The sequence below is a fragment of the Micromonospora cabrerizensis genome, from assembly GCF_022230955.1.
Classification (GTDB): domain Bacteria; phylum Actinomycetota; class Actinomycetes; order Mycobacteriales; family Micromonosporaceae; genus Micromonospora; species Micromonospora cabrerizensis.
In genome coordinates this window covers 1-25,320 of sequence record NZ_JAKKFI010000084.1, presented here as the reverse complement: position 1 = coordinate 25,320, position 25,320 = coordinate 1, and the positions used below count along the sequence as shown (strand labels likewise).

Below are 25,320 nucleotides of genomic sequence, written 5' to 3'. Positions count from 1 at the left end.
GGGTTGCAAGATTCCGGCAGCCCCGCATTTTCCCTCCGCGCCACCACCCCCACCCCCGCCCTCCGCGCTCGTCAGGAGTCCCGATGCACCGACGTCGCCGTGGCTCGGCGATCCTCGCCCTCGGCCTGGTCGCCAGCCTGCTTCTCCCCGCCACCGTGCCGGCATCGCCGGCCGTCGCCGCCCCGCCCGGCGCCAAGAAGGTCATCGTCCAGCTCTTCGAGTGGAACTGGCCCTCGGTGGCCAGCGAGTGCCAGAGCACCCTCGGCCCCAAGGGCTACGGCTACGTGCAGGTCTCACCCCCGCAGGAACACGTGCGGGGCAACCAGTGGTGGTTGGCGTACCAGCCGGTCAGCTACCGGATCGAGTCCCGCAAGGGCACCCGGGCGCAGTTCCAGTCGATGGTCAACACCTGCCACGCGGCCGGGGTCAAGGTGCTCGTCGACGCGGTGATCAACCACATGTCCGGTCAGGCCAACGGCGGCACCGGCTGGGCCGGCTCGTCCTACTCGCACTACGACTACCCGGGCATCTACCAGACCCAGGACTTCCACCACTGCGGCCGCAACGGCGGCGACGACATCGCCAACTACAACGACCGGTACGAGGTGCAGAACTGTGAGCTGGTCAACCTGTCGGACCTGAAGACGGAGTCGGACTACGTCCGTACGAAGATCGCCTCGTACCTCAACGACCTGCTCTCCCTCGGGGTGGACGGTTTCCGGCTGGACGCCAGCAAGCACATGCCGGCCGCCGACATCGCCGCGATCAGGGGCAAGCTCTCCCGCTCGGCGTACCTCGTGCAGGAGGTCATCCACGGCGCGGGCGAGCCGGTCCAGCCGACCGAGTACACCGGCAACGGTGACGTGCACGAGTTCCGCTACGGCAAGGACCTGGCCCGGGTGTTCCGCTCCGAGCGGTTGGCGTACCTGCGCAACTTCGGCGAGGGCTGGGGGCACCTGCCCACCGGGCCGGCCTCGGTGTTCGTGGACAACCACGACACCCAGCGCGACTCCGGCGGGGTGCTGACCTACAAAGACCGCGGCATCTACTCCCTGGCGAACGCGTTCATGCTGGCCTGGCCGTACGGCTCGCCGACCGTGATGTCCAGTTACACCTTCAGCAACCGGGACGCCGGCCCGCCCTCGGACGGCGCCAACAAGACGCTCAACTCCACCTGCTACTCCGGCTGGGAGTGTGAGCACCGCTGGCCGGTGATCGCCAACATGGTGGGCTTCCGCAACGCCACCGAGGGCGCCGGCGTCGCCAACTGGTACGACAACGGCAACAACCACATCGCGTTCAGCCGCAGCGGCAAGGGCTTCATCACCGTCAACGACGAGGACTCCGCGGTGAACGGCCGCTCCTACTACACCGGGCTGCCCGCCGGTCGGTACTGCGACGTCATCCACGGCACGTACGCGGGCGGCACGTGCAGCGGGCCGGTGATCACGGTGGACGGTAGCGGCTGGTTCGCGGCCAACGTGCCGGCGCACGACGCCGTGGCCATCCACATCGGCGCACGGGTCTGACCCGCCGCCAGGAAGGGCCCCTGTTATCGCTTTTTGTCCGACAAGGGGCTCTTCCTGGCAAAGGCATCTCCGATACAGTGATTTGGTGGAGTTTGCCGGAAAGTCCCCGTACCGCCGCCGTGGTGTCTGGGTGGCCGCCGCCATCGCCGTGGCCCTGCTGCTGGTGATGGCGCTGCTGATCGGCCAGGCCCTCACCCCGGGCACGACGGCTCCCGAGAAGGTCGTCGCGGCGGCCGACCCGACGCCGAGCAGCGTCGAGCAGAACGCCGAGGAGCCGATCCCCCCGGCGGCGCCCGCCCCGGCCGGGTTGCCGGTGGTCGACTACGACCCCGCCCCCGCGGGGTTTCCCGCCGACCCGGCCACCATGGACACCACGCCGCTGACCGAGGGCGCGCACCCGACCGCGCGGATCCCCGCGTACGACGCGCCCGGCGGTCGTCCGCGAGCCTTCCTCGAACCGACGATCCGTGGCGTCGAGCTGACCATGCCGATCGCCGAGCGGCACGCCGGCTGGACGGCCGTACTGTTGCCCTCGGCCAACCGGCGGCTCGCCTGGCTGCCGCCCGGTGGGTTCGACACCGTGCCGCTGCGCGACCAGATCGTGGTGGAGCGCAAGGTCCACCGGCTCACCTGGTACCGGGCCGGCAGGGCGGTGCGCTCCTGGCAGGTCAGCCTCGGCCAGCCGGGGCAGGACACTCCCCTCGGGCGGACCTTCGTCCTGGGTCGCACCCCACCGCCGGAGTCGGTCTACGGCGGGGTGGACATCTACGCCCTCGGTTCGGTGCCCGACGACCCGGAGTCGGTGCCGGCCGGGCTGCGCGGCGCGCACATCGGGGTGCACACCTGGCACAACGACGACGAGCTGGGCGAGAACACCACCAACGGTTGCATCCGGCTGACCCGCTCCGGCCAGCGGGAGCTGCTGGCGGAGGTCCGCCCCGGCAGCAGTGTGGTGGTGGTCGACCGGTTGCCCACCCCGCCGCCGACCGCCTGACCGTCAGCAGCCACTGTCACTCGCCGAGCAGCCAGCCGTTCTGCTCGGCGACCCGGATCGCGTCGGCGCGGTTGCGGGCACCGGTCTTGCCGATCGCCGCCGACAGGTGGTTGCGCACCGTCCCCTCGGACAGGTGCAGTGCCCGGGCCAGATCGGCGACGGTGCCACCACCACGGGCCGTCCGCAGCACCTCGGTCTCCCGCTCGGTCAGCGGGCTCACCCCGGTGGCCAGGGTCTCCGCGGCCAGCGTCGGGTCGACGACCCGCAGGCCGGAGTGCACCCGGCGAACCGCGTCGGCGAGTTGTCGGGCCGGGGTGTCCTTGACCACGAAGCCACTCGCACCAGCCTCCATCGCCCGACGCAGGTAGCCGGGCCGGCCGAAGGTGGTCACCACCAGCACCCGGCAGGTCGGCAGCGCGGCCCGCAACGCCGTGGTGGCGGCGATCCCGTCCATGCCGGGCATCTCCACGTCCAGCAGGGCCACGTCGGGTGCGGTGCGCCGGGCCTCGGGCACCACCTCGTCACCGCGGCCGACCTCGGCCACCACGGTCAGGTCCTCCTCCAGCGAGAGCAGCGCGGCCAGCGCACCCCGAACCAACGCCTGGTCGTCGGCGAGCAGCAGCCGGATCGGCGCGGCCCCGCCGCTCACCGGGCCTCCCCCGGCGTGTGCACCCGCAGCAGGAAACCGCCACCCTCCGGCCGGCGACCGACGGTCACCACGGCGTCCAGCCGTCGCGCCCGCTCCCGCAGACCGACGAGCCCGTGGCCGGTGGCGTCAGGGGTGGACGGACCACGGCCGTCGTCGCTCACCTCGACCCGGTCCGGGTGGACCCGGACCGTGCAGCACCGCGCCCCGCTGTGCCGGACCACGTTGGTCACCCCTTCCCGTACCGCCCAGCCGAACAACCGGTCCCACTCCTCCGGCAGGTCCGGCACCTCGGCCGGCAGGTCCGCCGCGATGCCCGCCGAGGCCAGCGCGGAGCCGGCGCCGGCCAGCTCCGCGGCGAGAGTGACCTCGCGGTACGCCCCGACCGTCTGTCGTACGTCGGCCAGCGCCGCCCGGGCCAGCGCCTCCACCTCGGCGATCTCGGCGGCGGCCCGGTCCCGGTCGACGTCGATCAGCCGCCCGGCCAGCTCGGCCTTGATCGCCACCACGGTCAGCGAGTGCCCGAGGATGTCGTGCAGGTCGCGGGCGGCGCGGGCCCGTTCCTCGGCGACCGCGAGCCGGCCGATCTCCTGCTGGGCGGCTCGGAGTTCGCTGTTGCGCTGGGCCAGTTGGGACACCCCGAACATGGCGAACGAGGCCAGCAGCACCGCGAAGACGATGCCGCTCTCCGCCTCCCAACCCGGCACCAGCCAGGACGCCAGCACGGGGGTCACGGCGCAGACCACCACGGCGGTCAACGCCTCCCGCAGCGGTAGCAGGAACACCGCCGCAGCCGCCACGTAGACCAGCGTGGCCAACCAGTCACCGTCGGTGCCCGGGAGGCTGGCCAGGCCCACCGCGAGCAGCAGCACCAGCCCGACCCGCGCCCGGCCCGTCGGAATCGGCCGCAGGGACTGTCGCAGCTTGCGGGCCCACTGGAACAGCAGCACGTAACCGACGCCGAAGACGACCAGGGCCACCACGCCGAGCACCCGCCGCCACAGCTCCGGCTGGTGCAGCGCGGTGGCGAGCGGCACGTTGAGGAAGAACAGCCAGACGGCGGCCAACAACCAGCCGGTGACCCGCCAGTGGCGGCTCACCGGCCAGGGCTGCCCGGTCGAGAGGTCCATCGGGATCACGCTAGCGGTCGCGGCCGGTCAGACCCGCGCGGTGTCCCGGCGGAACAGCCGCGCCGCACCGACGCCGAAGACCAGCGCCCAGCCGACGAGGTTGACCACCGCCGCCGCGCTCACCCCGTCACCGGTCAGTGGGGCGCGGGCCAGCACACCCATGCCGTACACCGGGGTGAACGTCGCGACCTGCTGGAGCACCTCCGGCAGCACCTCGACCGGGACGAACAGGCCGCCGAACATGGCCAGCACGGCCAGGATCGGGCCGATGAACTGCATGACGTTCTCGGCCGGCACCAGGTAGCCGATGAACAGACCGAACGCGGCGAAGACCAGCGAGCCGAGCCAGGCGGCGAGCCCGGACAGCAGCCAGACGTACGCCGGGACGCGGACGCCGGCCGCGGCGCCCACCAGGAACTCGACGACCACCGCGAGCAGGCCGAGGGTCATCGCGGTGACCAGCTTGGTGGCCACGTACGCGCTCGGGCGCAGCGGCGTGAGCCGCAACTGGCGGCTCCAGCCCAGTGCCCGCTCGGTGGCGACCGCGCCACCGGCGCTGGTGGTCGCCACCATGGCCGCGTACACGGCCAGACTGATCATGACGTACGCCGTCACCGGGCGGCCGTTGTCCAGGGTCTGCCCGCCCTGCGGCAGGCCGAAGATGAGGAAGAAGACGCCCGGCATGATCAGCGTGAAGGCGAGGGTGCGGCGGTTGCGCAGCACCCGGCGCAGCTCGATGCGCAGCACTGCCGGGGCGAACCCGCCCAGGGCGGGCAGCCGGCGGTCCGGCTCGACGGAACGGGTGGGGGTGGCCGGCAGGGTGGTCATCGCAAGGCTCCGGTCTGCGCGGTGGTCAGGGCGAGGAAGGCGTCTTCGAGGTTGCGGGAGGTGATCTCCACGTCCCGGGCGGCGGTCCGGGTGAGCAGGTGCCGGGCGATCGCGTCCGAGTCGCCGGTGCGCACCAGCACGCTGTCGCCGCGTACCTCCACGGCGTCCACACCGGGCAGCGCGGCGAGCGCGGCCTGGTCCGCGCCGGGCAGGGTGGCCCGGACGGTACGACCGGCAGCCAGGTTCTTGATCTCCGCGGTGGTGCCGTCGGCCACGACGCGCCCCTGCCGGACCAGCACGATCCGGTCGGCGTACGCGTCCGCCTCGTCCAGGTAGTGGGTGGCGAAGATGACGGTCCGTCCGGCCCGGGCGTCGCGGCGCAGCGCCTGCCAGAAGTCCCGGCGGCCCTCGACGTCCATGCCGGTGGTCGGCTCGTCGAGCACCATCAGGTCCGGGTCGGGCAGCAGGGCCAGCGCGAAGCGCAGTCGCTGCTGCTGGCCACCGGAGCAGCGCCCGACCACCCGAGCGGCGATGTCGGCGATGCCGGCCCGCTCCAGCACCTCGACGGCCGGGCGGGTGTGCCGGTAGAAGTGGGCGGACATCTCGACCGTCTCGCCGACGGTGAGGTCCTTGAGCAGCCCGCCGGTCTGGAGTACGGCGGCGACCCGGCCCCGGGCCACCGCGTTGTCCGGGGTGCCGCCGAGGATGCGGACGGTGCCCGCGTCCGGGCGGGCCAGCCCCAGCAGCATGTCGATGGTGGTGGTCTTGCCCGCGCCGTTCGGGCCGAGGAAGGCCACCACCTCGCCGGGCTGCACCCGCAGGCTCAACCCGTCGACAGCGGTGACCGCGCCGAAGGTCTTGGTGAGGCCGTCCAACTCGACAGCCGGATGCGTACTGGTCATGGCACTGATGCTCCGCCGGCGCGTACCCCGGTGCCCGGAGCGGCCGTCACGTCCCGGCCGTGACATTTGTCAGGGGCCCGGGCGGCGCAGAGGGTGACCGACACGCGGGCCGGGACCGCGACGGGCGGGCCGCCCCTGAGTCGTCAGAGCGGAGGCATTCCATCCGTGGCAGCGGGTATCCGCGGGGCCGGACACCGCGACACCGGGGGGACGCGATGGGTGCCACGCCGCAGGGCCGGACCGACACGGTCGTGCTGATCCACGGACTCTGGATGACGCCGCGCAGCTGGGAGGGGTGGGTCGAGCGGTACACCGCGCGTGGAATGCACGTCATCGCCCCCGCCTGGCCCGGAATGGACCGGTCGGTGGAGCAGTTGCGGGACGATCCCGGCCCGATCGCCGAGCAGAGCATGGCCACGATCGTCGCGCACTACGACAAGATCATTCGGGCGCTGCCCCGACCGCCGATCATCATGGGGCACTCGTTCGGCGGACTGTTCGCCCAGGTCCTCGCCGACCGAGGGCTCGGCGCGGCGGTGGTGGGGGTGCATCCCGCAGCGGTGAAGGGGGTGCTCAAGGTGCCGCTGAGCCAGCTGCGCTCCGGCTTCCCGATCCTGCGCAGCCCCGCCAACCGGGGCAAGGCCGTCCCGTTCACCCCGGACGACTTCGCCTACACCTTCGGCAACACGATGAGCCGGGAGGACTCCGACCGGGCGTGGCAGCGCTACGCCGTCCCCGGTGCCGGGCGGGTCTTCTTCGAGGGCGCCTTCGCCAACGTCGACCCGCGTTCACCCGCCCGCGTCGACGTCGGACGCACCGACCGCGCGCCGCTGCTGCTGATGGCCGGCGATTCCGACCACGTGGTGCCGGCCTCGGTGGTCCGCGCCAACGCGGGGCTCTACCAGAAGTCCCGGGCGCTCACCGCGTACGAGGAGTTTCCCGGCCGCACGCACTTCACCGTGGGGCAGGACGGCTGGGAGCGGATCGCCGACTACGCGCTGGACTGGGCGCTGCGCGCGGCGGCCCTCCCCCGCGAGGTGACCATCGCGAGCGAGACCCCGCGCCGCTGAACCGAGCGAGCGCCTTGTGGTGGACCTCCGGCACGCCGAGTCAGTGCGTTGTCACGACTGCCGCGGGCCAGTCGCGCCACGGATCGCCCGATCGACGACCTCTTCGTTGCTCAGAGGACTTTTCGGATGGTGACTGAGGCAGATCGGCGCCTGCATCTTCACGAATTCGCCCCCTGCGATGGCGGCGTAGAACTGACCGGTGGTGAGCCGACCCACGTCGGTGATTGGGCTGCCCTTCGCCCTGGCCATCTCCTGCGCCGCGTCGATCTGGGTCATGCTCGTGAGCAGGCCGAAGAACTGGGTGGCCGCGTTGCCGGGTATCCGGTTGTGCAGGCCCTTCGGCGCCTGGGTCGCGAAGACCAGGCCGAGCCCATACTTGCGGGCCTGCGAGGCGAGCGCCAGCGTGCTTTGCGTGCAGGCCGTCATCGCGCCTGAAGGGGCGAGCGTCTGCGCCTCGTCCATGACGAAGAGCCCGCCGAGAGGGCTGTCTCTCGCCGGGTTGCGCTTGATCCAGGCGAACAGGGCGAGTTGCAGCTGATTGACGAAGGTCTGCCGCTGCTGGTCGTCGGGGAGCCCCAGGAAGCTGATCACCGAGATGCGGGCTCGAAATCCGGGCGGTGGGGTAAGCAGTTCGCCGGGGTCGACAGCGCTACCGGTGCCGCCGAACAGCGGGTCGTTGACCATGGCTGCAGTCAGTAGCTGGGCCATCTTCGCCCCGAGCTTGACGCCTTCGTCGAGCTGGCTGACGCCTTCGGGTAGCGCACCGAGCAGCGCGATGAACTCCCGCAGATCGCTCGCGCCGGTCCGGGCGTAACTGGTCAGGGCCTCACGGAGCACGGCTCGACTCAGCCGTGCCCGGTCCGTCGGCCCGTCGGCGCGGGCGTGCGGCGCGAGCGCGGCCACAGCAGCGTCGACACCGGCCGCGAAGGCATCCGAGTCGTTGAGGATGTCGGCGAACTGCGGCAACGGCTGGAAACTCAGCGGCCGCCCACCGTGCCAGCGGGGTGTCCACACCACGACGTCGGTGTTGGCGAGATAATCAGCAGCCAACCGAGCATCCTCGGCTCCCCATAATTCAGGTGGAATCGGCCACGGGTCACCGAGACGGGCCAGGTCGTTGTTGGGATCGAGCACGATGGCCGAGACGCCTCGTAGGGCACACTCCTCGACAAGCCGCCGGATCAACACGGTCTTGCCGGAACCGGAGCCGGCGAAGATCGCCGTATGTCGCCGGAGTGCCTCCAGGTCAACTGAGACTGATTCGTCGCTGCCGACCACCACACCGATTGGAACGATGTTCGCCGCCGAGCTGACGTGGGCTAACGGCTCGGCGTTCGCCGTGGCCAGTCGGGCCGAGCCAGCCGTCGGGTCAGGCTCGGTCGACGCCAACGGCTCAACCGCACGGTCGGCATGACCCGCATCGGGGACGACGTCGGCGAGCGCCTGCCGGAGCAGCGCGACCTTCTCCGTTGGACGTCGACTGACGAGCCACGGTCGCAGCGTCTCCGAGCCGTGCCTGCCGATCAACTCCCGCAGGGCCATCAATTTCGTCACGTCTTGCTCGCTGAAGGCCAGGGTGCTACCCCCGGCGGCCGCGAACGCCGCGAGAACCTCCTTGGTCCGGGTGCCCGTCGACCAGTCTGGGGTGCGGAGCAAGTAGAGGCGTCGTCTCGACACCCCCTCAGCCAGACCAGCAGTGGTGCTCGCGACGCGGATCCGATTGAGCGCCGCGATATGGTGCCGTGCGCTGACCGCTCGAAACGACCAGTGCTGTTCGTCCTCGATCTCCTCATTGAGGGTGAGGCGAAGTCGGGCGTGTAGGGCAGGCTTGCCGCCGGCCTGCGGGTCGATACTGAACCCGTCTCCTGCCGGGCCTCGTTCCGCGATCCACGCAGTGAGCCCGGCCTTCAACAGATCCGGTACGACGAGGTCCTCAGTCTCCTGCCGGAGGGCCGCACTCGGGTCGACCTGATCACAGAGCTCGGCAAATTCGGTGTCGAATCGGGCCAGTTTCGCTCTGGCCGCAAGGTCCTCCTCCGACCCAGGGACACTGTCCGCCGCCGGCCAGCCGGGCAACGCCACTTCACCGGGGCGCGACTCCCTCGCAAGCAGATGTGACATTTCGCGAACTTCACCGACGGCGAGGCAACCGCGGACGTGCCGGTCGATGACGCGCAGCATCTCGCGCGGCGTGAACTGCACCGCCTCCGCGAAGGCAGTCGGTAGTACCGGCCACGTCGGGTATGGCGCGGTGAAGGCAATCTCCTCGAAGCGTGCGGTGAACCGCCGTTGAATGAGCGCCCGGCCTAGCTCGGGAGACGGTATCTCCTTGAGCCGGACCGCCTCCCGGAATCGGTCCTGGATGGTGTCGGTGGCCTGGGACTTGATCTCCACCCAGGTGTGTGGCAGGCAGGCCACCACCGACAGGGTTCGACGAGTTTCCTCACGCAACGCCATCAGGCCGCCGGCGATCTGTTCCAGCAGCAGCGAGGTCCGCCACTGTTCGGACTGGCCCTCGCTGCCGGTAGCCTTGACTGACTGGGCGATCAACAGGTCGATCTGGTCGACCGCGATGACCGTCGGGCCGGTCAGGGCCAGCAGCCGCGAGATATCCCGAACAATTTCCTGTGCGGACCGCTTGCCGCGCCGGATCCCCCACGCGGCGCGCTCACCCGGCTCCTCCTCGTCGTTGGCGCAGAGGAAGCCGTAACCCACATCCTGCACACCCGGTGACTCGGCCGCTTGGAGCACGAGTGCTCGCACGGTGCTCTGACACTCAATGCCGACCTGTCGGTTGTATTTGCGGATGAGGTCAACGAACGCGTCGAGCGCCGTCCGGCTCAGCTCGTACTCACCGATGATGGCGCGTCGGACCGGCCGTGGCGCGTCGACCTGCTCCGCCAGCTTTCGTAGAAAGAACCTGAGCTGGGTCTTGCCGTCCGCGCCAGGTCTCGCGAAGCCGTCCAGGATGGATAGCACTGCGTTGTTCCAGAAGGTACTTGCTTCCAGAAGACTGATCAGGAAAAAGTAGCCGCCTTCGGCCTGCACCCGCTCTCGGACGTACCCGAGCAGGTGGGTTTTGCCGGTGCCGCGCTGCCCGAGCAGAGCGACACCGATCGGGCTGGAGTGAACGCTCCGGTCCGCTTCTGCGACGCCCTCCAGGATCAGGTCAACCGCGTGCTCGTGCAGGCCGGCGACGTGAAAGGTGGGGGGTTGCCAGACGTCGTCCGGGGTCGGTGCCCAGTTGAACCGGAGCGCCGTGAGTGCGCGCCGTTCAGCCTCATCCATCACAGGCCGATGGCGAGGAGATGCTTGTCCTGGTTACCGATGCTGACCGCAGCAGCTCGCTGCTCAGCCGTCAGAGTCTTCTGGTTTGACTCGGGCACCAGGTGTACGTCGGGAGCGCGATTCAGATCAATGAGCGCCGCGTCGATCTGCGGATCGGACACCCCCTCCAGCGCGGCTCGTAACGCGGCCAGGGCGATGTAGTCGCCGGGACGGGGTGCGAGATTGTTGTACGCCGCGCGGATGTCATGCGCCAGGTCGGTCCCCTCGGCGATCTCATCGGATGCCGGCTCCGGCGCGACGATCGGGCGACTTGTCGCCAGCCGGAGCCGGAAAAGATCCTTCGGCTCCGTGCCGCTGTGCTTCAGGAGCCGCCGGATGAAGTCGAGTGTGGCGTAGAGGGTCTCGCCGGCCGTGCCCGCTCGCTCGGGAGGCTCGGCAGCGAGTTCGTCGACCGCCCGGTCGTGGCCCTTCTGGGTCAGGTCCAGCGTGATCGGTCGCTCAGTGGCGACGACATAACCCCGGTCGACCAGGTCCTTGCGCTTGTCCGCCTTCAGGCTGCCGAAGAGCTTGAATGGCAGTGCATCCGCGTTGATCATCAGCCGGACCAGTACGTAACGCTGCACGGGGGTGAGTCCGTCGTGGGGCATTGTGCTCCTGAGGGTGCGAAAGCCTGCCGCTGGCCACGGCGGACGTCTGCGATGGGTACGGAGGGGTTTGATCGCCAACAGCGTGCGCAGGCTACGGTATACCGGGCCGATTCTCTCTATCGACGGTGCGTGGCGCAAGGTCCATTCTGGATCGGCAGATACCCGACAGCGAGATCGCCGCCTATTAGCAAATTGCCTGGTCGAGGACGTTCACCGTCGTAGCAGGGGGATCCACGGACATTCGATCTTGCTTGGTTGCTTGCCAATCAACTGAACCCCCGGGCAGCATTGCGCTCGTTACCAGCGGGGCGTGCGTGGTGGTCGTCGTCTATCCGATCGCCGGCATTGTCCTGCCCATTCTCACGGTGGAGGTCAGGTGTGTCGTCTGAGGTGGTCCGCTACGAGGTGGACAACAAGACGATCGCCCAGATCGAGATAGAGCCGATTGCCGGTTTTCAACCGGCCGGCACCGGTGACGTCGCGGGCCGGGTCAGGGACGCTGCCGAACCCGCGATCCAGGCGGCCCGTGAGCTGCTTGAGCAGGTCAGGGTCCTGACGCCCGACGCCGTGCAGGTGAAGTTCGGTGTGAAGGTGACCGGCACCGCAAGCTGGCTGATCGCCAAGGCTGCCACCGAGGGCAACTTCGAGGTCACCCTCTCCTGGCAACCCGGGATGCCGCCGGTTGACGGCAGCACGTTCGACAGTTAGGGGTCTCTCGGGTGACCTCGGCGCCGACTGCCCCGTGGACCGTCGCGATCCATGCCGGCGCGAAGAACCACGGCTCGATCGGTGCCGGCTTTGTCATCGACTCGAATCTCATACTTACCTGCGAACACGTGGCCTTTACTCAGGGCGATCTCCGCGAGGACCTGTGGATTTCCTTCCCCAAGGCGGGGGTCGCCTACTGGGATCGTAGGAAGGTCCGTCAGTGCCTGCACAATGCTCGGGCCGAACAGCACCTCGACCTCGTGCTTCTCGAACTCGTCGAGCCCGTGCCCACCTGCGTGGCCGCGGCCCGGCTGAGGGTTGTGCCGGGAGAGACACTGACCGGTAAGCCGTGGTGGGCGTACGGCTTTCCGCAGGACACTGAGGGCGGCCGTGCGGCACATGGCCGGGTCGGCGACGAAGGTGGCTGGGGGCGAGTTCGCCTTACCTCGGAGTCTGACCCCGGCGTTGCCAAGGGTTTCAGCGGGACGGGCCTGTGGTCGCCGGACTACGAGGCCGTGGTGGGGATTCTGCTGGAGGCCGACGCGGCAGGCCACGGGCAGGCGCTGACCTTCGCCCACGTTGACACGCTGATGCCGGAACTGAAGCTGACCTCGCTCGCCCGGTGGCGAGCCCAGGACGCCGATGACGCCGCCCTCGCCGCCTGGGGTTGGACGCTGACCACGGACGACGAGGCGCGGCGACACTGGTTGCCGCGCGGACGCGGAGTTTCGGTCGCCACCGAGACTGGCTCCCGGTTCCGAGGCCGCGAGGTCGCGCTGCGGCGGTTGACCGCTTTTCTGGGCAACGAGCAACCGGCAGGTCAACCATTGATCGTCACGGGCTCTCCCGGAGTCGGCAAGTCGGCGGTCCTCGGGCGGATCGTCAGTACCGCCGATGCGACGATCAGAGAGACGTTACCGGCGTCGGACTCTGCCTGGCGAGCCACCGTCGGCTCGGTGTCCTGCGCCGTGCATGCCAAGGGCAAGAGCGCGCTGGACGTGGCGACCGAGGTCGCCCGCGCCGCCGGGGTCGGGCTCCCGGAACGCGTCAGCGACCTCCTGCCAGCCCTTCGGGGGCGCCTCGCCGGGCGGCCGACACGGTTCAACCTAGTGGTGGACGCGTTGGACGAAACATCAAGTCCAGAGCAGGCCCGGCTGCTGATCGACGAGTTGCTCCTGCCGTTGGCTCGCAGTGCTGACGTCGGAGCCCAAGTCGTCGTCGGTAGCCGACGGGCCGACGACCACGGCAACCTGCTCAGCCACTTCGGTGATAACTCAGATCTGATCGACCTCGACGCCCCGGAGTTCTTCGCCCAGTCGGACCTGGTCGACTACGCGTGCGCGACTCTCCAGCTTCGGGGCGCCGAACGTCCCGGCAACCCCTACGCGGACGAGACTGTCGCCGCCCCGGTGGCGCGGCGGATCGCTGAACTCGCGAACGGCAACTTCCTCGTCGCCGGGCTGGTCGCGAGAGCGCGGGCGCTGCGGGACACTGTGGCGATCGAGCCATCCCGCGTGTCGTTCAGTGGAACGATCGCGGATGCATTGGACACCTACCTGACCTGGCTCCCCGGCGCGGGTCTCGCTCCGGCCCGGCTGGCGCTGACCGCACTGGCGTACGCCGAGTCGCCCGGGTTGCCGCTGTCGCTCTGGCAGATCGCTGTGGCGGCGCTCGACGGCTTTGCCACCGAGGCCCAACTGGGAGAGTTCGCCCGAACCTCGGCCGCAAATTTCCTGGTCGAGACGGGCGGTGCCGAGCGACCCGCGTACCGGCTGTTCCACCAAGCTCTCAACGACGCCCTGCTGGCTGCCCGTGCGGACGTGACAAGCCAGGCCGAAGACGAACGGCGCCTGTTCCAGGGATGGTCGGCAATCGGCAGGGAGAGCAACTGGGCGACGGCACCCGACTACCTGCTGAGGTCGCTTCCGGGGCACGCTGCCCGTGCCGGCTGCGTCGACGACGTTCTCGCCGATGACGACTATCTGCTGCACGCCCGGCTCGACCGCCTGCTTCGGGTGACCGGCTTAGCGCAGAGTACGGCCGCCCGCGCCCGAACACACCTGCTGCAACGCACGCCTGCCGCGATCGGCGCGGCACCGGCCGAGCGGGCCGCGCTCTTCTCCGTGGTCGACAAGCTCGACGGTCTGCAGGCTGCCGTCTCTCCAGCCGATGCGCCCTACCAAGCCCGCTGGGCGCGGACCCCGCCTCGGCAGGAGCGCGGAGTACTGGAAGGCCACGCGCAGGGCGTGTACGACGTCTGCCCAATCAACGTGGCCGGTCGCACATTGCTGGCCTCCGCGGGCGAGGACGGGACCGTCCGGTTCTGGGACCCGCTCACCAACCAGTCCGAGAGCCTGCTGAGCTGCCACGATGACCGTGTGCGCAGCATGTGCACCGTTCGGGTGGGCGGGGAGCTACTCCTCGCCACCGCCAGCGATGACGGCTCGATCTGTGTCTGGGATCCCCACAGCGGCCAGTCGGTGCACACGTTTCACGGTCACAACGACTGGGTCCGAGGCGTCTGTGCGGTCCCGCTTCCCGCCGGTGACCTGCTCGCCTCGGTCGGCGACGACCGGACGGTTCGGGTGTGGGATCCGGGATCCGGGACGCTGCGCCACACCCTGACCGGGCATACCGGCTGGGCGACGGCCGTGACGCACCTGCCGCTCGGGGGACCAGGGATGCTCGCGTCAGCCGGGTTCGACGGGTCCGTGCGGCTGTGGGATCCAACGACGGGCGAAGCCCTCGCCACGTTGTCAGGGCACTCCGGATGGGTGACGACCCTCTGCACGGTCCGCGATGGGGCGCGGACGTTGCTCGCCTCGGCCGGCCACGACGGCATGGCGCGCCTGTGGGACCCCGTCGCCGGAAGGCTGGTTCGCGAGTTCACTGTCAGTCCCGGGCCGGTGACCGACCTGTGCACGATAGACACCGGCGGCGTGACACTGCTCGCGTGCACCCGGGAGGATGGCGTCATCAGCCTCTGGGACGTCGCGTCCGGTGTCGAGCATCCCAGCCTGCGAGGACACGCGAGCTGGATCCGCGCGGTCTGCGAGTTATCGATGACCGATCGCAAGGTGCTCGCAACCGCCGGGGACGACGGCACGATCCGCTTGTGGAACCCGGACGCCGAACTTCCTGACCGGTCGACTGCCGACGGGCAGGTCGGACGGGTCACCGCACTCTGCACCATTCCGATGGGAGGCGAACGGCTGCTGGCCTCCGGCGGCAGCGACGGCAGCATACGACTCTGGGATTCAGCTGACGGCACCTCGCGCGGAGAATTCCACAGCCGTTTCGGCCCAATCCACGGGATGAGTCCCATCGGCGCCGACCCGACACTGCTGGTCACCGGCCACGACGACGGAAGCATCCGGCTCTGGGACACCACGCCTACGCCCAAGCAGGTGATGGGCGGCCACTCCGATCCCGTCAATGCGATCTGTGTGATCGACGCCGACGACGGGCAGATCGTGGCATCGGCCGGGGACGACAAGATGGTGCGCCTTTGGATGCCGGCGACAGGGGCCCTACGGGACAGCCTTCCGGGGCACCCGGGGTGGCTCACCGCCCTCACGGTCGTCACCCGTCAGGGACGCCAGTTCCTGGTTTCGGCGGACGACACCGGCACCATCCGACTCTGGGACAGCGACGGTTCTTCGCTGTGGCAGCAGCGCGGTCACCACGATGCGGTGCGGGCGCTCTGCGTGGTCACCGCGGACGCCGACACAATGCTTGTCTCGGGCGGGGAGGATGGCACGATCCGGCTGTCGGACCCCACCGATGGTCGCCCGATCGCCACCCTGTCCGGGCACACCGCTGCGGTCACCGCCGTCCGTCCGATGCCGTATGGCGATCGGGAGATCATGGCATCGACCAGCCTGGACTGCACCGTACGGCTCTGGGACCCGCAGACGCACCGGCTGCTCCGGAGCATCCCGGTCCGGCATCCGGCGCTCACCTGCCACTTCGTTGAGGGCACGTTGGTCGTCGGGCTGGAACACGGGCTACTGGCTTTGACGATCACCGACCACACCCGAGCTGGCTGGAACAGGTCAGGAGCGGTGGAATTGGTCCAGCAGCACCGGCCAGCGGTACCGGCTCGCTGATCAGCATTGATCGTCGAGCCCTTCTGCCCGAGAAAGCACGAGTTGAAGCCGATCTTCTCCCGGCGCGGTCTTCCCGTCATCGCGCCTCCAGCCTGGGCTTCCGCCTGCCAGGACAGCCTGCGCACCTGAGATCCGCGTCTTCGGCGACACAGTTCGCGCACGGAAAGCATCTGTCCAAACACATAACGTGCCCATAGACTCCCCACAATGCCTCTCCCACCCCTCCGGGAGGTTGCGTGGGCACCTCGTCCCGTCTGCCTGGGCCAAAAAATGCCGGCTGGACCGGCGCCAAGAACCGACTGAGCAGATGGACGCCGGACGCCTCCAGCCGGCCCGACCGACTGGTTCCGGCTGATAGGCAGCGTGGCGAGGTTATTGCCGCCCGGTACCAGCAAGCATTGCGGGACGCGCTGTCTACAGACCCGGAGGCGTTCGGCATTCAAGCGGCGGCGAAGCAGGCTGGCGAGCGACTTGTTGAGCTGCTGGATGATCTCGGCCGAGCGCAGGCCTCACCAGCGGCGAACCTGAGAACGCAGGGCGACGCGGACGAGTTCGTTCGAAGGTTCGTCGGCCACGTCGCTGGCGATGGCCAACTGATCGTGGACGCCGCCATCCGCCGGGCGGCCCGGCGTGTCGCGGAGAACCTTGCCGTGCCTGGCGGGCCACTGAGCGAGGCCAACCATCCGGCACGGCTGACCGGCGAGTTGTTCTGTGCGCTGTACCAGACGTTCTTCGGAGAGATGGTTGGCGAGTTCGTGCACATTCTCATCGCCGAGAACGTCAAGCTAGCGATGCCAGCGCTGATCATCCTGGACCCCACTGATGTAGTGGCTGACTTCGTTGCCGAGCAGGTTGTGCGTGTGCTGCCCAGCCCGTGCGCTGAGGCGACCAGACGTGGGCCCGAGTCGGCACCGTTAGCGGACGTCGCAAGGGGCCTACTTGCCACCACTGTGACTGCCGCTCTCGGGCTCGCCGGAAGCGAGTTGGAGTTGGCGGCATGAGTTCGGCGAGCTTCGCCTACCATTACGCCGCTGGCGCCCGCATCTCGGCGGCTCCGACGCGGAAGACGATCGGCTGGCCTCTACTTGCCCACGCCAATGGGCGGTTGCAGAGATTGGCCGAGGTACCCGAGGACCGCCCCGACTGGGCGCAGGACTTGCTGCAGATCGCACGAGCCGCGTACCTGGCCGACAAGCTGTCACTTCGCGAGAGCGCTGTCGATGGCTGGACGCGAACGATTGACTTATCCGTGGACGTCATCTCTCCCGATGCCTGGGACCCGTCGACCCTGCGTCTGTTGTCCCGCCTGTTGGAGACCTTGAGCGCGGATCGATGGAATATCTCTGTACGTCCCGGCGCTCAGCGATGGCCTCAACAGGGACGCACCACGTACACCGAGGTAGAAGAAGTCGCGCTGTTCTCGGGTGGGCTCGATTCCACCGCTTGGGCAGCAGAACGCGCAGGGGTTGCGAGGGGTCCCCTTCTGCTCGTCTCGTACTTCGAGCCGCAGTGGAGCTATCAGCAAGACCGGGCGCTCGCCGCAGTCAGGTCGCTGACCCGCCGAGACATCGCACAGCTCAAGGCCTCCCAACAGGTGCGGTTGAACAGGAGACTTGAGAAATCGGCCCGTACGCGCGGTCTTCTCTATCTCGCCACCGCCATCTATCTGGCAGCCGCTCACGGTGTCTCGCAGGTTGCTGTGCCGGAGAACGGGCAACTCGCCATCAACCCGCCTCTCACCCCGGCACGGGTGGCCGCGTGCTCTACGAAGTCGGTACACCCCGGCACACTGCACCTGCTCAACTCGCTCGTACGGTCCCTCGGCAGTGGGGTGACCGTCGTCAACCCATACCTGGGCCTGACCAAAGGACAGGTTTGCCAACGCGCCCTCAAGGCTGGGTTGAGCGCAACGACACTGAACCATGCAACCGTCAGCTGCGGGCGTCCGCCACGGGACCGACCGGACGCCAAGCACTACCACTGCGGGCACTGCTATCCCTGCCTCGTGCGCCACTCGGGTCTCATCGCCGCCTTGGGGAGTGACAGCACCCCGTACAAGACGGATGTCTGGTTGCTTGATGATCAAGCGGATGGGGCTGTCGATCGCCGGGCGCTGGAGCGATGGTTGGGTAATCCCTTCTCGGTTCGGGACCTGACCACCGACACGCCCCTGCCATACGACGTCGATCCCGCTCCGCTGGCCGACGTTGTGCAGTCCGGCCGGGTGGAATTCCGACAGATGTTCGCCCGACACGGCCGCCCAGTCACACCCGCCGAAACACCGGGACGCCCGTGGGCTTGGGACCGCCACTTACGGGTATGAGCCGGCAATGAGGGCCAGTTTCCGGCTTGGCCGGATCGCGGGAGTGCCGGTCGGCGTCAACTGGAGTGTCCTGGTCATCTTCGCGCTGATCGCGTGGGGGTTGGCCGCCAACCAGTTCCCCCGCTCGTACCCGGACCGCTCGCCCGTCGCGTACGCCATTGCCGGGCTGGCCGCCGCGGTGGTGTTCTTCGTCGGCCTGCTCGCCCACGAGGTGTCGCACGCGGTGGTGGCCAAGCGCAACGGGCTGGAGGTCGACGGCATCACGCTGTGGTTGTTCGGCGGCGTGGCCGAGTTGCGGGGCGAGCCGCGCGACCCCGGCGCGGAGCTGCGGATCGCCGGCGTCGGCCCGCTGGTCAGCCTGCTGCTCGGGGCGCTCTTCGGTGTCGTCGCCGCGTTGCTCGCGCTGGCCGGTCAGGGCGGGCTGCTGCTCGGGGCGGTGGCCTGGCTGGCCGGCATCAACGTGCTGCTGGCCATCTTCAACGTGCTGCCGGCCGCGCCCCTGGACGGCGGCCGGTTGCTGCGCGCCGCGGTCTGGAAGGCCACCGGCGACCGGACCAGGGCTTCCGTGGTGGCTGCCCGGGCCGGCTGGGTGCTGGGTGTGCTGCTGATCGGTCTGGGGCTGTGGCAGTTCCTGTCCGGTGTCGGTTTCGGTGGGCTGTGGCTGGCCCTGATCGGCTGGTTCCTGATCGGGGCCGCCGGCATGGAGGAGCGGCAGGCCCGCACCGGCAGCGCGCTGCGCGGCATCCGGGTCGGCGACGTCATGACGTCGCAGCCGCAGACCGCCTCGGCGGAGATGACGGTCGCCGACTTCGTCGACCACTACCTTTTCGCGTACCGGCATTCGGCGCTGCCGCTGACCGAGGACGGCCGGCCGACCGGCCTGGTCACCGTCGACCGGGTGCGCGGCGTGCCGCCCGAGCGGCGGGCGTCGACCACGCTGGCCGAGGTGGCCTGCCGGGCCGAGGACCTGGTCCTGGCCCAGCCCGGTGAGCAACTCAACGACCTGCTCCCCCGCCTCAGCCAGTGCGCCGACGGCCGAGCCCTGGTGGTGACCGAGGACGGCCGCCTCACGGGCATAGTCTCCCCGTCCGACATCAGCCGAGCCGTCCAGAGCAGCACCCTCCGCACCCCCACCCCCTCTGCCCAGACCCCGTCCCGTTGATCATGAAGTTAGCGGCGCGACACGCCGACATCGACGCCGCCAACTTCATGATCGACCGGGGAAAGGGCGGGGGCGGGCTGGGGTTAGGCGTGGGGGCAGGTGTTTCGGTATTCCTGGATGGTGGTGGAGGCAGGGGGTGCGGGGCACAGGAACTGCTCGTAACGGGTGTCGTCGTCCACGAAGCGCTTCAGCCAGGAGATGCTGTACTTCGCGACCGTCACGTTCGAACTCGTGGGCGCGGAGTGGCTGGCGTTGTTGAGTTCCAGGTACGCCTTGTCCAGCGTGGACGGCAGACTGGTGTAGAAGGGCTCCGAGTGCGACGAGACCGGCGCCACCGAGTCGTTCTCCGCGCCGATCACCAGCGTCGGCACCCGTACGCCGGACCAGTTCTTCACCGAGTGCCAGCCGGTCAACGGGATCGCCGCCTGCAACTGCGGCCGCGAGTTCGCCGCCGAGAGGCTGCCACCGCCGCCCATGGAGTGCCCCATCACGGCGAGCCGGTTGCGGTCGATCCGGGTACGCACGCCACTGCTGGTGGTCAGGTAGTCCAGGGCCGCGAGCAGTTGCGTGCCCCGGCTGGCCGGCTGGTCGTAGCGGGACAGCGTGTCGATCGTGATCACCACGAAGCCCTGCGAGGCGAGGCGCGGCCCGAGCCACGCGACGCTGGACTGGGTGGCGGTGTAGCCGGGTGAGATCGCCACCGCACCGAAGGTGCCCTCGGCGGTGCTGGTCGGGTAGTAGATCGTTCCGCCCCGGAAGCCGGTGACGCTGCTGGCGGCGACCGTGGTCTGGGCGATGGTGAACGCGCCCCGGCTGGCCTCGATGCTGGTCACGGTGGGGGCAGGGCCGCGCTCGTACGGGCTGGCGGCGGCATGGGCGGCCGGCGCGGCGCCCACTCCGGCACCGAGCACGACCAGGGCGAGTGCCCAGCGCAGGCCGCGATGCGTGCGGCGGCGGGCGACCGGGCTGGGGGTGATGGCGGGCAAGGGCTGCATGTCTCGCTCCGAGGGGGTGGAGCCGACGGTCCCGGGGACGGGGACCGGCCGATGAGGTCCATCGACACCGGTCAGTGTCCAGCGGGGCGTGTCGCCCCCACCAATCCCAGCCAACCCATGCCACCGCGCTATGGCACCCTCACCGGCAGCCGGCAGCCGGCAGCACTGGCAGCACCGGGAAGCAGCCGGCAGCACCGGATGTCAGCGGGGAAAGTAGCGGTCCAGCAGTTCGGTGCGGAACGTGCCGGTCGGGTCCAGGTGACGCAGCAGGGCGGCGAAGTCGGCGTACCTCGGGTAGCGGGCGGCCAGCTCCGCAGGGTCGGTGACGAACACCTTGCCCCAGTGCGGGCGGGGCGCGAACGGTGCCAGACGCTCCTCCACCTCGGCCACCACCGGCAGCACGGCCGCGGTGTCGTCGACCCAGGTGAAGTGCAGCACGAAGCTGTCCCGCCGGTGGTTCGGGCTGAGCCACAGCTCGTCCGCCGCGACCGTACGCAGCTCGGTCACCAGCAGCACCGGGGCGATCAGGTGCGCCACGTCGTCCAGGGCGGCGAGCGCGGCGGCTGCCGCCGTACGCGGCACGTGGTACTCGGACTGGAGCTCGTCGCCGCTGCTCGGGGTGAACCCGAGCTTGAAGTGCGGCAGCCGCTCGTGCCACGGACCCGGCTCGCCGAGTTGCGGGGTGCAGTTCTCCGCTGGCATCCCGAGCACCGGGTGTCGCGGCGCGTCCGCGGCGGTGGTGCCGAGCCAGTCCGCCGAGGGCTGAGGCTGGTCCGCCGCCTGTTTGCGCCACACCTCCCGCAGCCGGGGAGAACGGAAGTCGGTGAAGACACTCACGCTGTACGCCGAGCCGAGCGCCTCGTCCAGCGCCTCCCGGTCGAGGTCGAGCCGCACGTACTGGCGCAGCTCGAAGGTCGGCACCACGTCCAGGGTGACCCGCGTGACCAGGCCGAGCGCGCCGAGCCCGACCACCATGCCGGCGAACGTGTCCCCGTCGGTGTCGCGGTCGACCCGCAGTAGGTGGCCGTCGGCGGTGACCAGTTCCAGGCCGGCGACCGCGCTGGCGAGGTTGCCGTGGGTCTGGCCGGAGCCGTGGGTGGCGGTGGCAACCGCGCCGGCCACCGAGATGTGCGGCAGCGACGCAAGGTTTTCCAGCGCGTACCCCTGGGTGTGCAGGTGCCGGGCGAGGTCGCCGTAGCGCATCGCGCCACTGACGGTGACCCGCCCGCGCTCGCGGTCCAGGTCGACGACCGGGGGCAACCCGGCGAGGGTGACGAGGTCGCCGTCTGTGTCGCCGAAGCGGTTGAAGGAGTGGCCGCTGCCCACCGCCCGGATCCGGGTGCTGCCGGCGACCAGCCGGCGCAGCTCGTCTACGGAGGTGGGGCGGTGGAACGCTCGAGCGGCGTACCGCACGTTGCCGGCCCAGTTGCGGCGCGGGACGTCGGCCGCGCTGGTCGACGTGGCGTGCTGTCCCTGGGCGGTCATGTGGCGGTCTCCCGATCGGTGGACTGGTGGTCGGCCAACGCGGCGACGAGGGCGTCCAGAACCGTATCCGCCTGGAACGTGTTGTAGCCACGCTGGGCGACCGGCAGACCGGCCGCGCACACCCGTTCGATCTCCCCCCGGGCCGCCCGCCGGGTCTGCGCGTCCCCGGACACCAGCGCGTCCTGGCCGCGCCGGATCATCTGGTCGACCCGGTCCATCCGGTAGCCCCGCAGGCCGACCGGGAGGTCCGGGGTGGCGAAGGCGGCGCGGCGCAGCGCGGCCAGGTCGACGAAACGGCTCCCGGCGTAGCGGGTGAGCGCGGCGGAGACCTGCTCGGGCTGCTCCCGAACCTGGTCGAGGACGAGCAACTCGGTGGCCGGGCGACCGTCGAGCGGGTGGCGGGCGGTCACCGGCTCAGGCGTCACACCCGGCACAGGCACCAGCAGCAGTCGCGGTGGTGCCGAGTAGCCGGCGCGTCGGGGCGGGTCGTCGAGGACCAGCGCGTCGACCTCCGCCCACGGGATCTCCCGGCGCAGACCGGGCCGCCGGATGCTGAGCCCGTCGGCGTCGATCCGGAACCGGAACGGCCGCAGCGCGCTGACCAGCGCCACGCCGCCGAGCGCGACGGCTCCCACCGCGATGATCATCCGTAGCGGGGCGCCGTCGCCGGGATAGACCAGCAAGAGCACTCCGCCGAGTACGCACACCAGGGCGAGCGCACGGGCTCCCCGATTCCGGCGCAGTTCCACGCTCGGACCCCCGTTCATGACCGTGGCGTCGGTCCCCGCATCTTCCGCCAAACCCGGCACCGAGGACACCGGTCGATCGGGCACGGTTGTTCTCGTCATCGTCGGGGAACCCTACGCCCATGAGCAGCTACCGTGATCCGGCCGCGAGAGGCGACGTCTACCCCTCCGAGGAGGAGCTGGACCCGACCGGCACCGGGGTCGAGCAGGCCAGCGCGCCAGCGGCCGACGGGTTGCCGAGCCACCCGTCCCCCACGCCCGGTCCCCGCCCCACACCGGCGCCCGCGCCGGCCCCGACACCGGTGCCGGCACCCGGTCCACCGCCGCGCACGCCCGCCGCCGGCCCACAGTCGATCGTGACCCGGCACCTGGACGGCTCGGTGGAGGTGGTCACCGACCTCGACGGCGACGGCGTCGCCGACGTCGTGCAGATCGACGTGGACGGCGACGGGATCCCCGACATCACCTATGTGGACAGTGACGGGGACGGGCGGCTGGACACCGTTCTCGGCGACCCGGACGCGGTCGGGACGGGCGCCCACCGGGCCTGACCGCCGGCGGCGTCCCGCGGCCAGGCGGCCGAGCGTCGTCCTCCGGCCACCCGGCCGAGCGGCGTCCTCCGGCCACCCGGCCGAGCGGCGTCCCACGCCCATCCGGCCGACTCAGAGCTTCGTCATCACCTCGCTGGCGACCAGCTCCAGGTGCGCCAGGTCGCTGAGGTCCAGCACCTGGAGGTAGATCCGCTCGCTGCCGATGTCCGCGTACCTACCGATGGTGTCCAGGACCTCGGCGGGGGTTCCGGCCAGCCCGTTGGCCCGCAGCTCGTCGGGGTCGCGGCCGATGGCGGCGGCGCGCCGAGCCACCTCGGCGTCGTCCCGCCCGCAGCACAGGACCAGTGCGTTGGACCAGACCATCCCGGCCGGGTCCCGGCCGATCTCGGCGCACGCTGCGCGAACCCGGTCGAACTGCGCCGCCGTGTCCGGCACCGAGGCGAACGGCAGGTTGAACTCGTCGGCGTAGCGGGCAGCCAGCCGAGGAGTGCGCTTCGGGCCCGTCCCGCCGAGCAGGATCGGTGGGCGCGGCTGCTGCACCGGCTTGGGCAACGCGGGCGAGTCCGTGACCGGGTAGTACCGACCCGGGTGGTCGAACCGCTCGCCGGTCGGCGTGGACCACAACCCGGTGATGACCGCGAGCTGCTCCTCCAGACGGTCGAACCGCTCGGCCAGCGACGGGAACGGGATGCCGTACGCGGTGTGCTCCTCGGCGTACCAGCCGGTGCCGATGCCCAGCTCCACCCGGCCGCCGCTCATCTGGTCGACCTGCGCCACGGTGATCGCCAGCGGGCCGGGCAGCCGGAAGGTCGCGGCGGTCATCAACGTGCCGAGCCGGATGCGGCTGGTGTCGCGGGCCAACCCGGCCAGCGTGGTCCACGCGTCGGTGGGGCCGGGCTCGCCGCTCGCCTCACCCATCATCAGGTAGTGGTCGGACCGGAAGAACGCGCCGTATCCGGCGTCCTCGGCGCAGCGGGCGACGGCCAGCAACTGGTCGTAGCTGGCGCCCTGCTGGGGTTCGGTGAAGATCCGCAGTTCCATGATCCGAGCATAGGGAGCCGATCGGCGGTGCCGCGCCGGGACGGAGACCTCCGGCCGGACGTGATCCACTCGTCTTCAGGGAAGTCGGGGTATCCCAGGCGTCTGAATGCCCCGATTTCTTGAAAGCCGAGTCGATCAAGGCCAGGGCGTGCGTCTGATCGCTGTGCGAATCGGTCAATTAGCCCAATCGGGACCTCTGACCGTCGGGACGGGACCGCCACGCGCTGGCCCCGCGCCGAAGACCCCCGCCATATGCCTTGACGGTCATATGAAGTGAGAGGCATATTGGTTCGGTGTCCACCGACGCCTTCACCGTCCTCGCCGAGCCCACCCGGCGCCGGATCCTCGATCAGCTCCGCGACGCCGAACGCAGCGTCGGCGAGCTGGTCGACGGGCTCGGTGTCAGCCAGCCGGCCGTCTCCAAACACCTGCGGGTGCTCCGCGACGCCGGCTTCGTCACCTGTCGGACGGCCGCCCGACAGCGGATCTACCGCCTCGACCCGGGCCCGCTGCGGGCCGTCGACGGCTGGCTGGACCCGTACCGCCGGCTGTGGGCACGCCACCTGGACGCCCTGGAACGGCACCTCGACAGTCAGGAGCAGTGAATGAACCGCGACGCGTTCCGCCCGAGCCCACCCGCCGAGGTGCGCGCCGAGCCCGCCCACGACGGCACGACCCTGGTCTTCGTCCGTGACCTGCGGCATTCGCCAGCCACCGTCTGGGCGGCCCTGACCGACCCGACCCGGCTCGCGCAGTGGGCTCCGTTCCTCGCCGACCGCGATCTCGGCCACGTCGGCGCCGCCGTGCTCACCCTCGTCGACGGCGAGACCACCCAGGAGGACCCGGCGACGGTACGCCGAGCCGAGCCGCCACACCTGCTGGAGTACACCTGGGGCGACGACCTGCTGCGCTGGGAGCTGAGCCCACTGGGCAGCGGCACCCGACTCATCCTGCGGCACACCGTCACCGACCGGGGCCTGCTGCCGATGGTCGCGGCCGGCTGGCACCTCTGCCTCGACGTGGCCGACCGGCTGCTCGACGGCGACCCGGTCGGCCCGATCCGAGGCGCGGAGGCCAAGGATTTCGGTTGGCCCGAGCTGCGCGACACGTACGCCGAACGGCTCGGTGAGAGCTGATCGCCCTCGTCCCGGCGGCCCCGGGATCCC

21 protein-coding genes are annotated in these 25,320 nt (G+C 70.2%); 11 read left to right on the top strand and 10 right to left on the bottom strand.

Going from position 1 to position 25,320, the window contains the following annotated elements; all coding sequences use genetic code 11:
- Positions 1 to 83: 83 nt before the first annotated feature.
- Positions 84 to 1,529: an alpha-amylase gene (locus tag LADH09A_RS22410; RefSeq protein WP_238647435.1), complete on the top strand. Its 1,446-nt coding sequence runs from the start codon at positions 84 to 86 to the stop codon at positions 1,527 to 1,529.
- Between the two features lie 85 nt (positions 1,530 to 1,614).
- Positions 1,615 to 2,523, top strand: a complete 909-nt coding sequence (locus LADH09A_RS22405) for a L,D-transpeptidase (protein WP_238647434.1) — start codon at positions 1,615 to 1,617, stop codon at positions 2,521 to 2,523.
- A 16-nt stretch (positions 2,524 to 2,539) separates the two neighbouring features.
- Here LADH09A_RS22405 and LADH09A_RS22400 read toward each other — a convergent pair whose 3' ends face one another.
- Genes LADH09A_RS22400 through LADH09A_RS22385 form a run of 4 tightly spaced genes read right to left on the bottom strand, consistent with a single transcriptional unit; the run spans position 2,540 to position 6,029 of the window.
- Positions 2,540 to 3,172: a response regulator transcription factor gene (locus LADH09A_RS22400; RefSeq protein WP_238647433.1), complete on the bottom strand. Its 633-nt coding sequence runs from the start codon at positions 3,170 to 3,172 to the stop codon at positions 2,540 to 2,542.
- Positions 3,169 to 4,299, bottom strand: a complete 1,131-nt coding sequence (locus LADH09A_RS22395) for a sensor histidine kinase (protein WP_238647432.1) — start codon at positions 4,297 to 4,299, stop codon at positions 3,169 to 3,171. The genes LADH09A_RS22400 and LADH09A_RS22395 overlap by 4 nt, the downstream gene beginning before the upstream one ends.
- 27 nt (positions 4,300 to 4,326) lie before the next feature.
- Positions 4,327 to 5,127: an ABC transporter permease gene (locus LADH09A_RS22390; RefSeq protein WP_238647431.1), complete on the bottom strand. Its 801-nt coding sequence runs from the start codon at positions 5,125 to 5,127 to the stop codon at positions 4,327 to 4,329.
- Positions 5,124 to 6,029, bottom strand: coding sequence for an ABC transporter ATP-binding protein (locus tag LADH09A_RS22385; RefSeq protein ID WP_238647430.1), 906 nt, complete (start codon positions 6,027 to 6,029; stop codon positions 5,124 to 5,126). The genes LADH09A_RS22390 and LADH09A_RS22385 overlap by 4 nt, the downstream gene beginning before the upstream one ends.
- A gap of 215 nt (positions 6,030 to 6,244) precedes the next feature.
- Here LADH09A_RS22385 and LADH09A_RS22380 point away from each other — a divergent pair, with 215 nt between their 5' ends.
- The gene (locus tag LADH09A_RS22380; protein ID WP_238647429.1) at positions 6,245 to 7,099 is read left to right on the top strand and encodes an alpha/beta hydrolase; all 855 of its coding nucleotides are present in this window, start codon (positions 6,245 to 6,247) and stop codon (positions 7,097 to 7,099) included.
- 51 nt (positions 7,100 to 7,150) lie between these two features.
- Here LADH09A_RS22380 and LADH09A_RS22375 read toward each other — a convergent pair whose 3' ends face one another.
- Positions 7,151 to 10,387 (bottom strand): ATP-binding protein, encoded by a 3,237-nt coding sequence (locus LADH09A_RS22375; protein ID WP_238647428.1) that lies wholly within the window; start codon positions 10,385 to 10,387, stop codon positions 7,151 to 7,153.
- On the bottom strand, positions 10,387 to 11,010 hold the full coding sequence (locus tag LADH09A_RS22370) for a hypothetical protein (RefSeq protein ID WP_238647427.1): 624 nt from the start codon (positions 11,008 to 11,010) through the stop codon (positions 10,387 to 10,389). The genes LADH09A_RS22375 and LADH09A_RS22370 overlap by 1 nt, the downstream gene beginning before the upstream one ends.
- Before the next feature lie 402 nt (positions 11,011 to 11,412).
- Between LADH09A_RS22370 and LADH09A_RS22365 the strand changes: the two genes are divergently transcribed.
- The 5 genes from LADH09A_RS22365 to LADH09A_RS22345 all read left to right on the top strand — a co-directional run bounded on the left by LADH09A_RS22365 (position 11,413) and on the right by LADH09A_RS22345 (position 19,336).
- Entirely contained in the window at positions 11,413 to 11,742 is a 330-nt protein-coding gene (locus LADH09A_RS22365; protein WP_238647426.1) for a CU044_2847 family protein, read from the top strand.
- Between the two features lie 11 nt (positions 11,743 to 11,753).
- The gene (locus tag LADH09A_RS22360; RefSeq protein ID WP_238647425.1) at positions 11,754 to 15,851 is read left to right on the top strand and encodes a WD40 repeat domain-containing protein; all 4,098 of its coding nucleotides are present in this window, start codon (positions 11,754 to 11,756) and stop codon (positions 15,849 to 15,851) included.
- Between the two features lie 236 nt (positions 15,852 to 16,087).
- Positions 16,088 to 16,852: a hypothetical protein gene (locus LADH09A_RS22355; RefSeq protein WP_238647424.1), complete on the top strand. Its 765-nt coding sequence runs from the start codon at positions 16,088 to 16,090 to the stop codon at positions 16,850 to 16,852.
- Positions 16,849 to 18,174, top strand: coding sequence for a 7-cyano-7-deazaguanine synthase (locus LADH09A_RS22350; protein ID WP_238647423.1), 1,326 nt, complete (start codon positions 16,849 to 16,851; stop codon positions 18,172 to 18,174). The genes LADH09A_RS22355 and LADH09A_RS22350 overlap by 4 nt, the downstream gene beginning before the upstream one ends.
- A gap of 7 nt (positions 18,175 to 18,181) precedes the next feature.
- Positions 18,182 to 19,336: a site-2 protease family protein gene (locus tag LADH09A_RS22345; protein WP_238647422.1), complete on the top strand. Its 1,155-nt coding sequence runs from the start codon at positions 18,182 to 18,184 to the stop codon at positions 19,334 to 19,336.
- Between the two features lie 83 nt (positions 19,337 to 19,419).
- Here LADH09A_RS22345 and bdeA read toward each other — a convergent pair whose 3' ends face one another.
- The 3 genes from bdeA to LADH09A_RS22330 form a co-directional block, all read right to left on the bottom strand.
- Positions 19,420 to 20,331 (bottom strand): bis(hydroxyethyl) terephthalate hydrolase, encoded by a 912-nt coding sequence (gene bdeA / locus LADH09A_RS22340; protein ID WP_238647421.1) that lies wholly within the window; start codon positions 20,329 to 20,331, stop codon positions 19,420 to 19,422.
- A 201-nt stretch (positions 20,332 to 20,532) separates the two neighbouring features.
- On the bottom strand, positions 20,533 to 21,816 hold the full coding sequence (locus LADH09A_RS22335; protein ID WP_238647420.1) for an FAD-binding protein: 1,284 nt from the start codon (positions 21,814 to 21,816) through the stop codon (positions 20,533 to 20,535).
- The gene (locus tag LADH09A_RS22330; protein WP_238647419.1) at positions 21,813 to 22,583 is read right to left on the bottom strand and encodes a hypothetical protein; all 771 of its coding nucleotides are present in this window, start codon (positions 22,581 to 22,583) and stop codon (positions 21,813 to 21,815) included. Before LADH09A_RS22330 ends, LADH09A_RS22335 begins: the two co-directional genes overlap by 4 nt.
- Before the next feature lie 101 nt (positions 22,584 to 22,684).
- Here LADH09A_RS22330 and LADH09A_RS22325 point away from each other — a divergent pair, with 101 nt between their 5' ends.
- A complete protein-coding gene (locus LADH09A_RS22325; RefSeq protein WP_238647418.1) occupies positions 22,685 to 23,113 on the top strand; it encodes a hypothetical protein in 429 nt (142 codons plus the stop codon).
- A 111-nt stretch (positions 23,114 to 23,224) separates the two neighbouring features.
- Here LADH09A_RS22325 and LADH09A_RS22320 read toward each other — a convergent pair whose 3' ends face one another.
- Complete coding sequence (locus tag LADH09A_RS22320) at positions 23,225 to 24,154, bottom strand: LLM class F420-dependent oxidoreductase (protein WP_238647417.1); 930 nt, start codon at positions 24,152 to 24,154, stop codon at positions 23,225 to 23,227.
- Between the two features lie 293 nt (positions 24,155 to 24,447).
- Here LADH09A_RS22320 and LADH09A_RS22315 point away from each other — a divergent pair, with 293 nt between their 5' ends.
- Positions 24,448 to 24,759, top strand: coding sequence for an ArsR/SmtB family transcription factor (locus LADH09A_RS22315; RefSeq protein ID WP_088949605.1), 312 nt, complete (start codon positions 24,448 to 24,450; stop codon positions 24,757 to 24,759).
- Positions 24,760 to 25,290, top strand: a complete 531-nt coding sequence (locus tag LADH09A_RS22310) for an SRPBCC family protein (protein ID WP_238647416.1) — start codon at positions 24,760 to 24,762, stop codon at positions 25,288 to 25,290.
- The last annotated feature ends 30 nt before the right edge of the window (positions 25,291 to 25,320 follow it).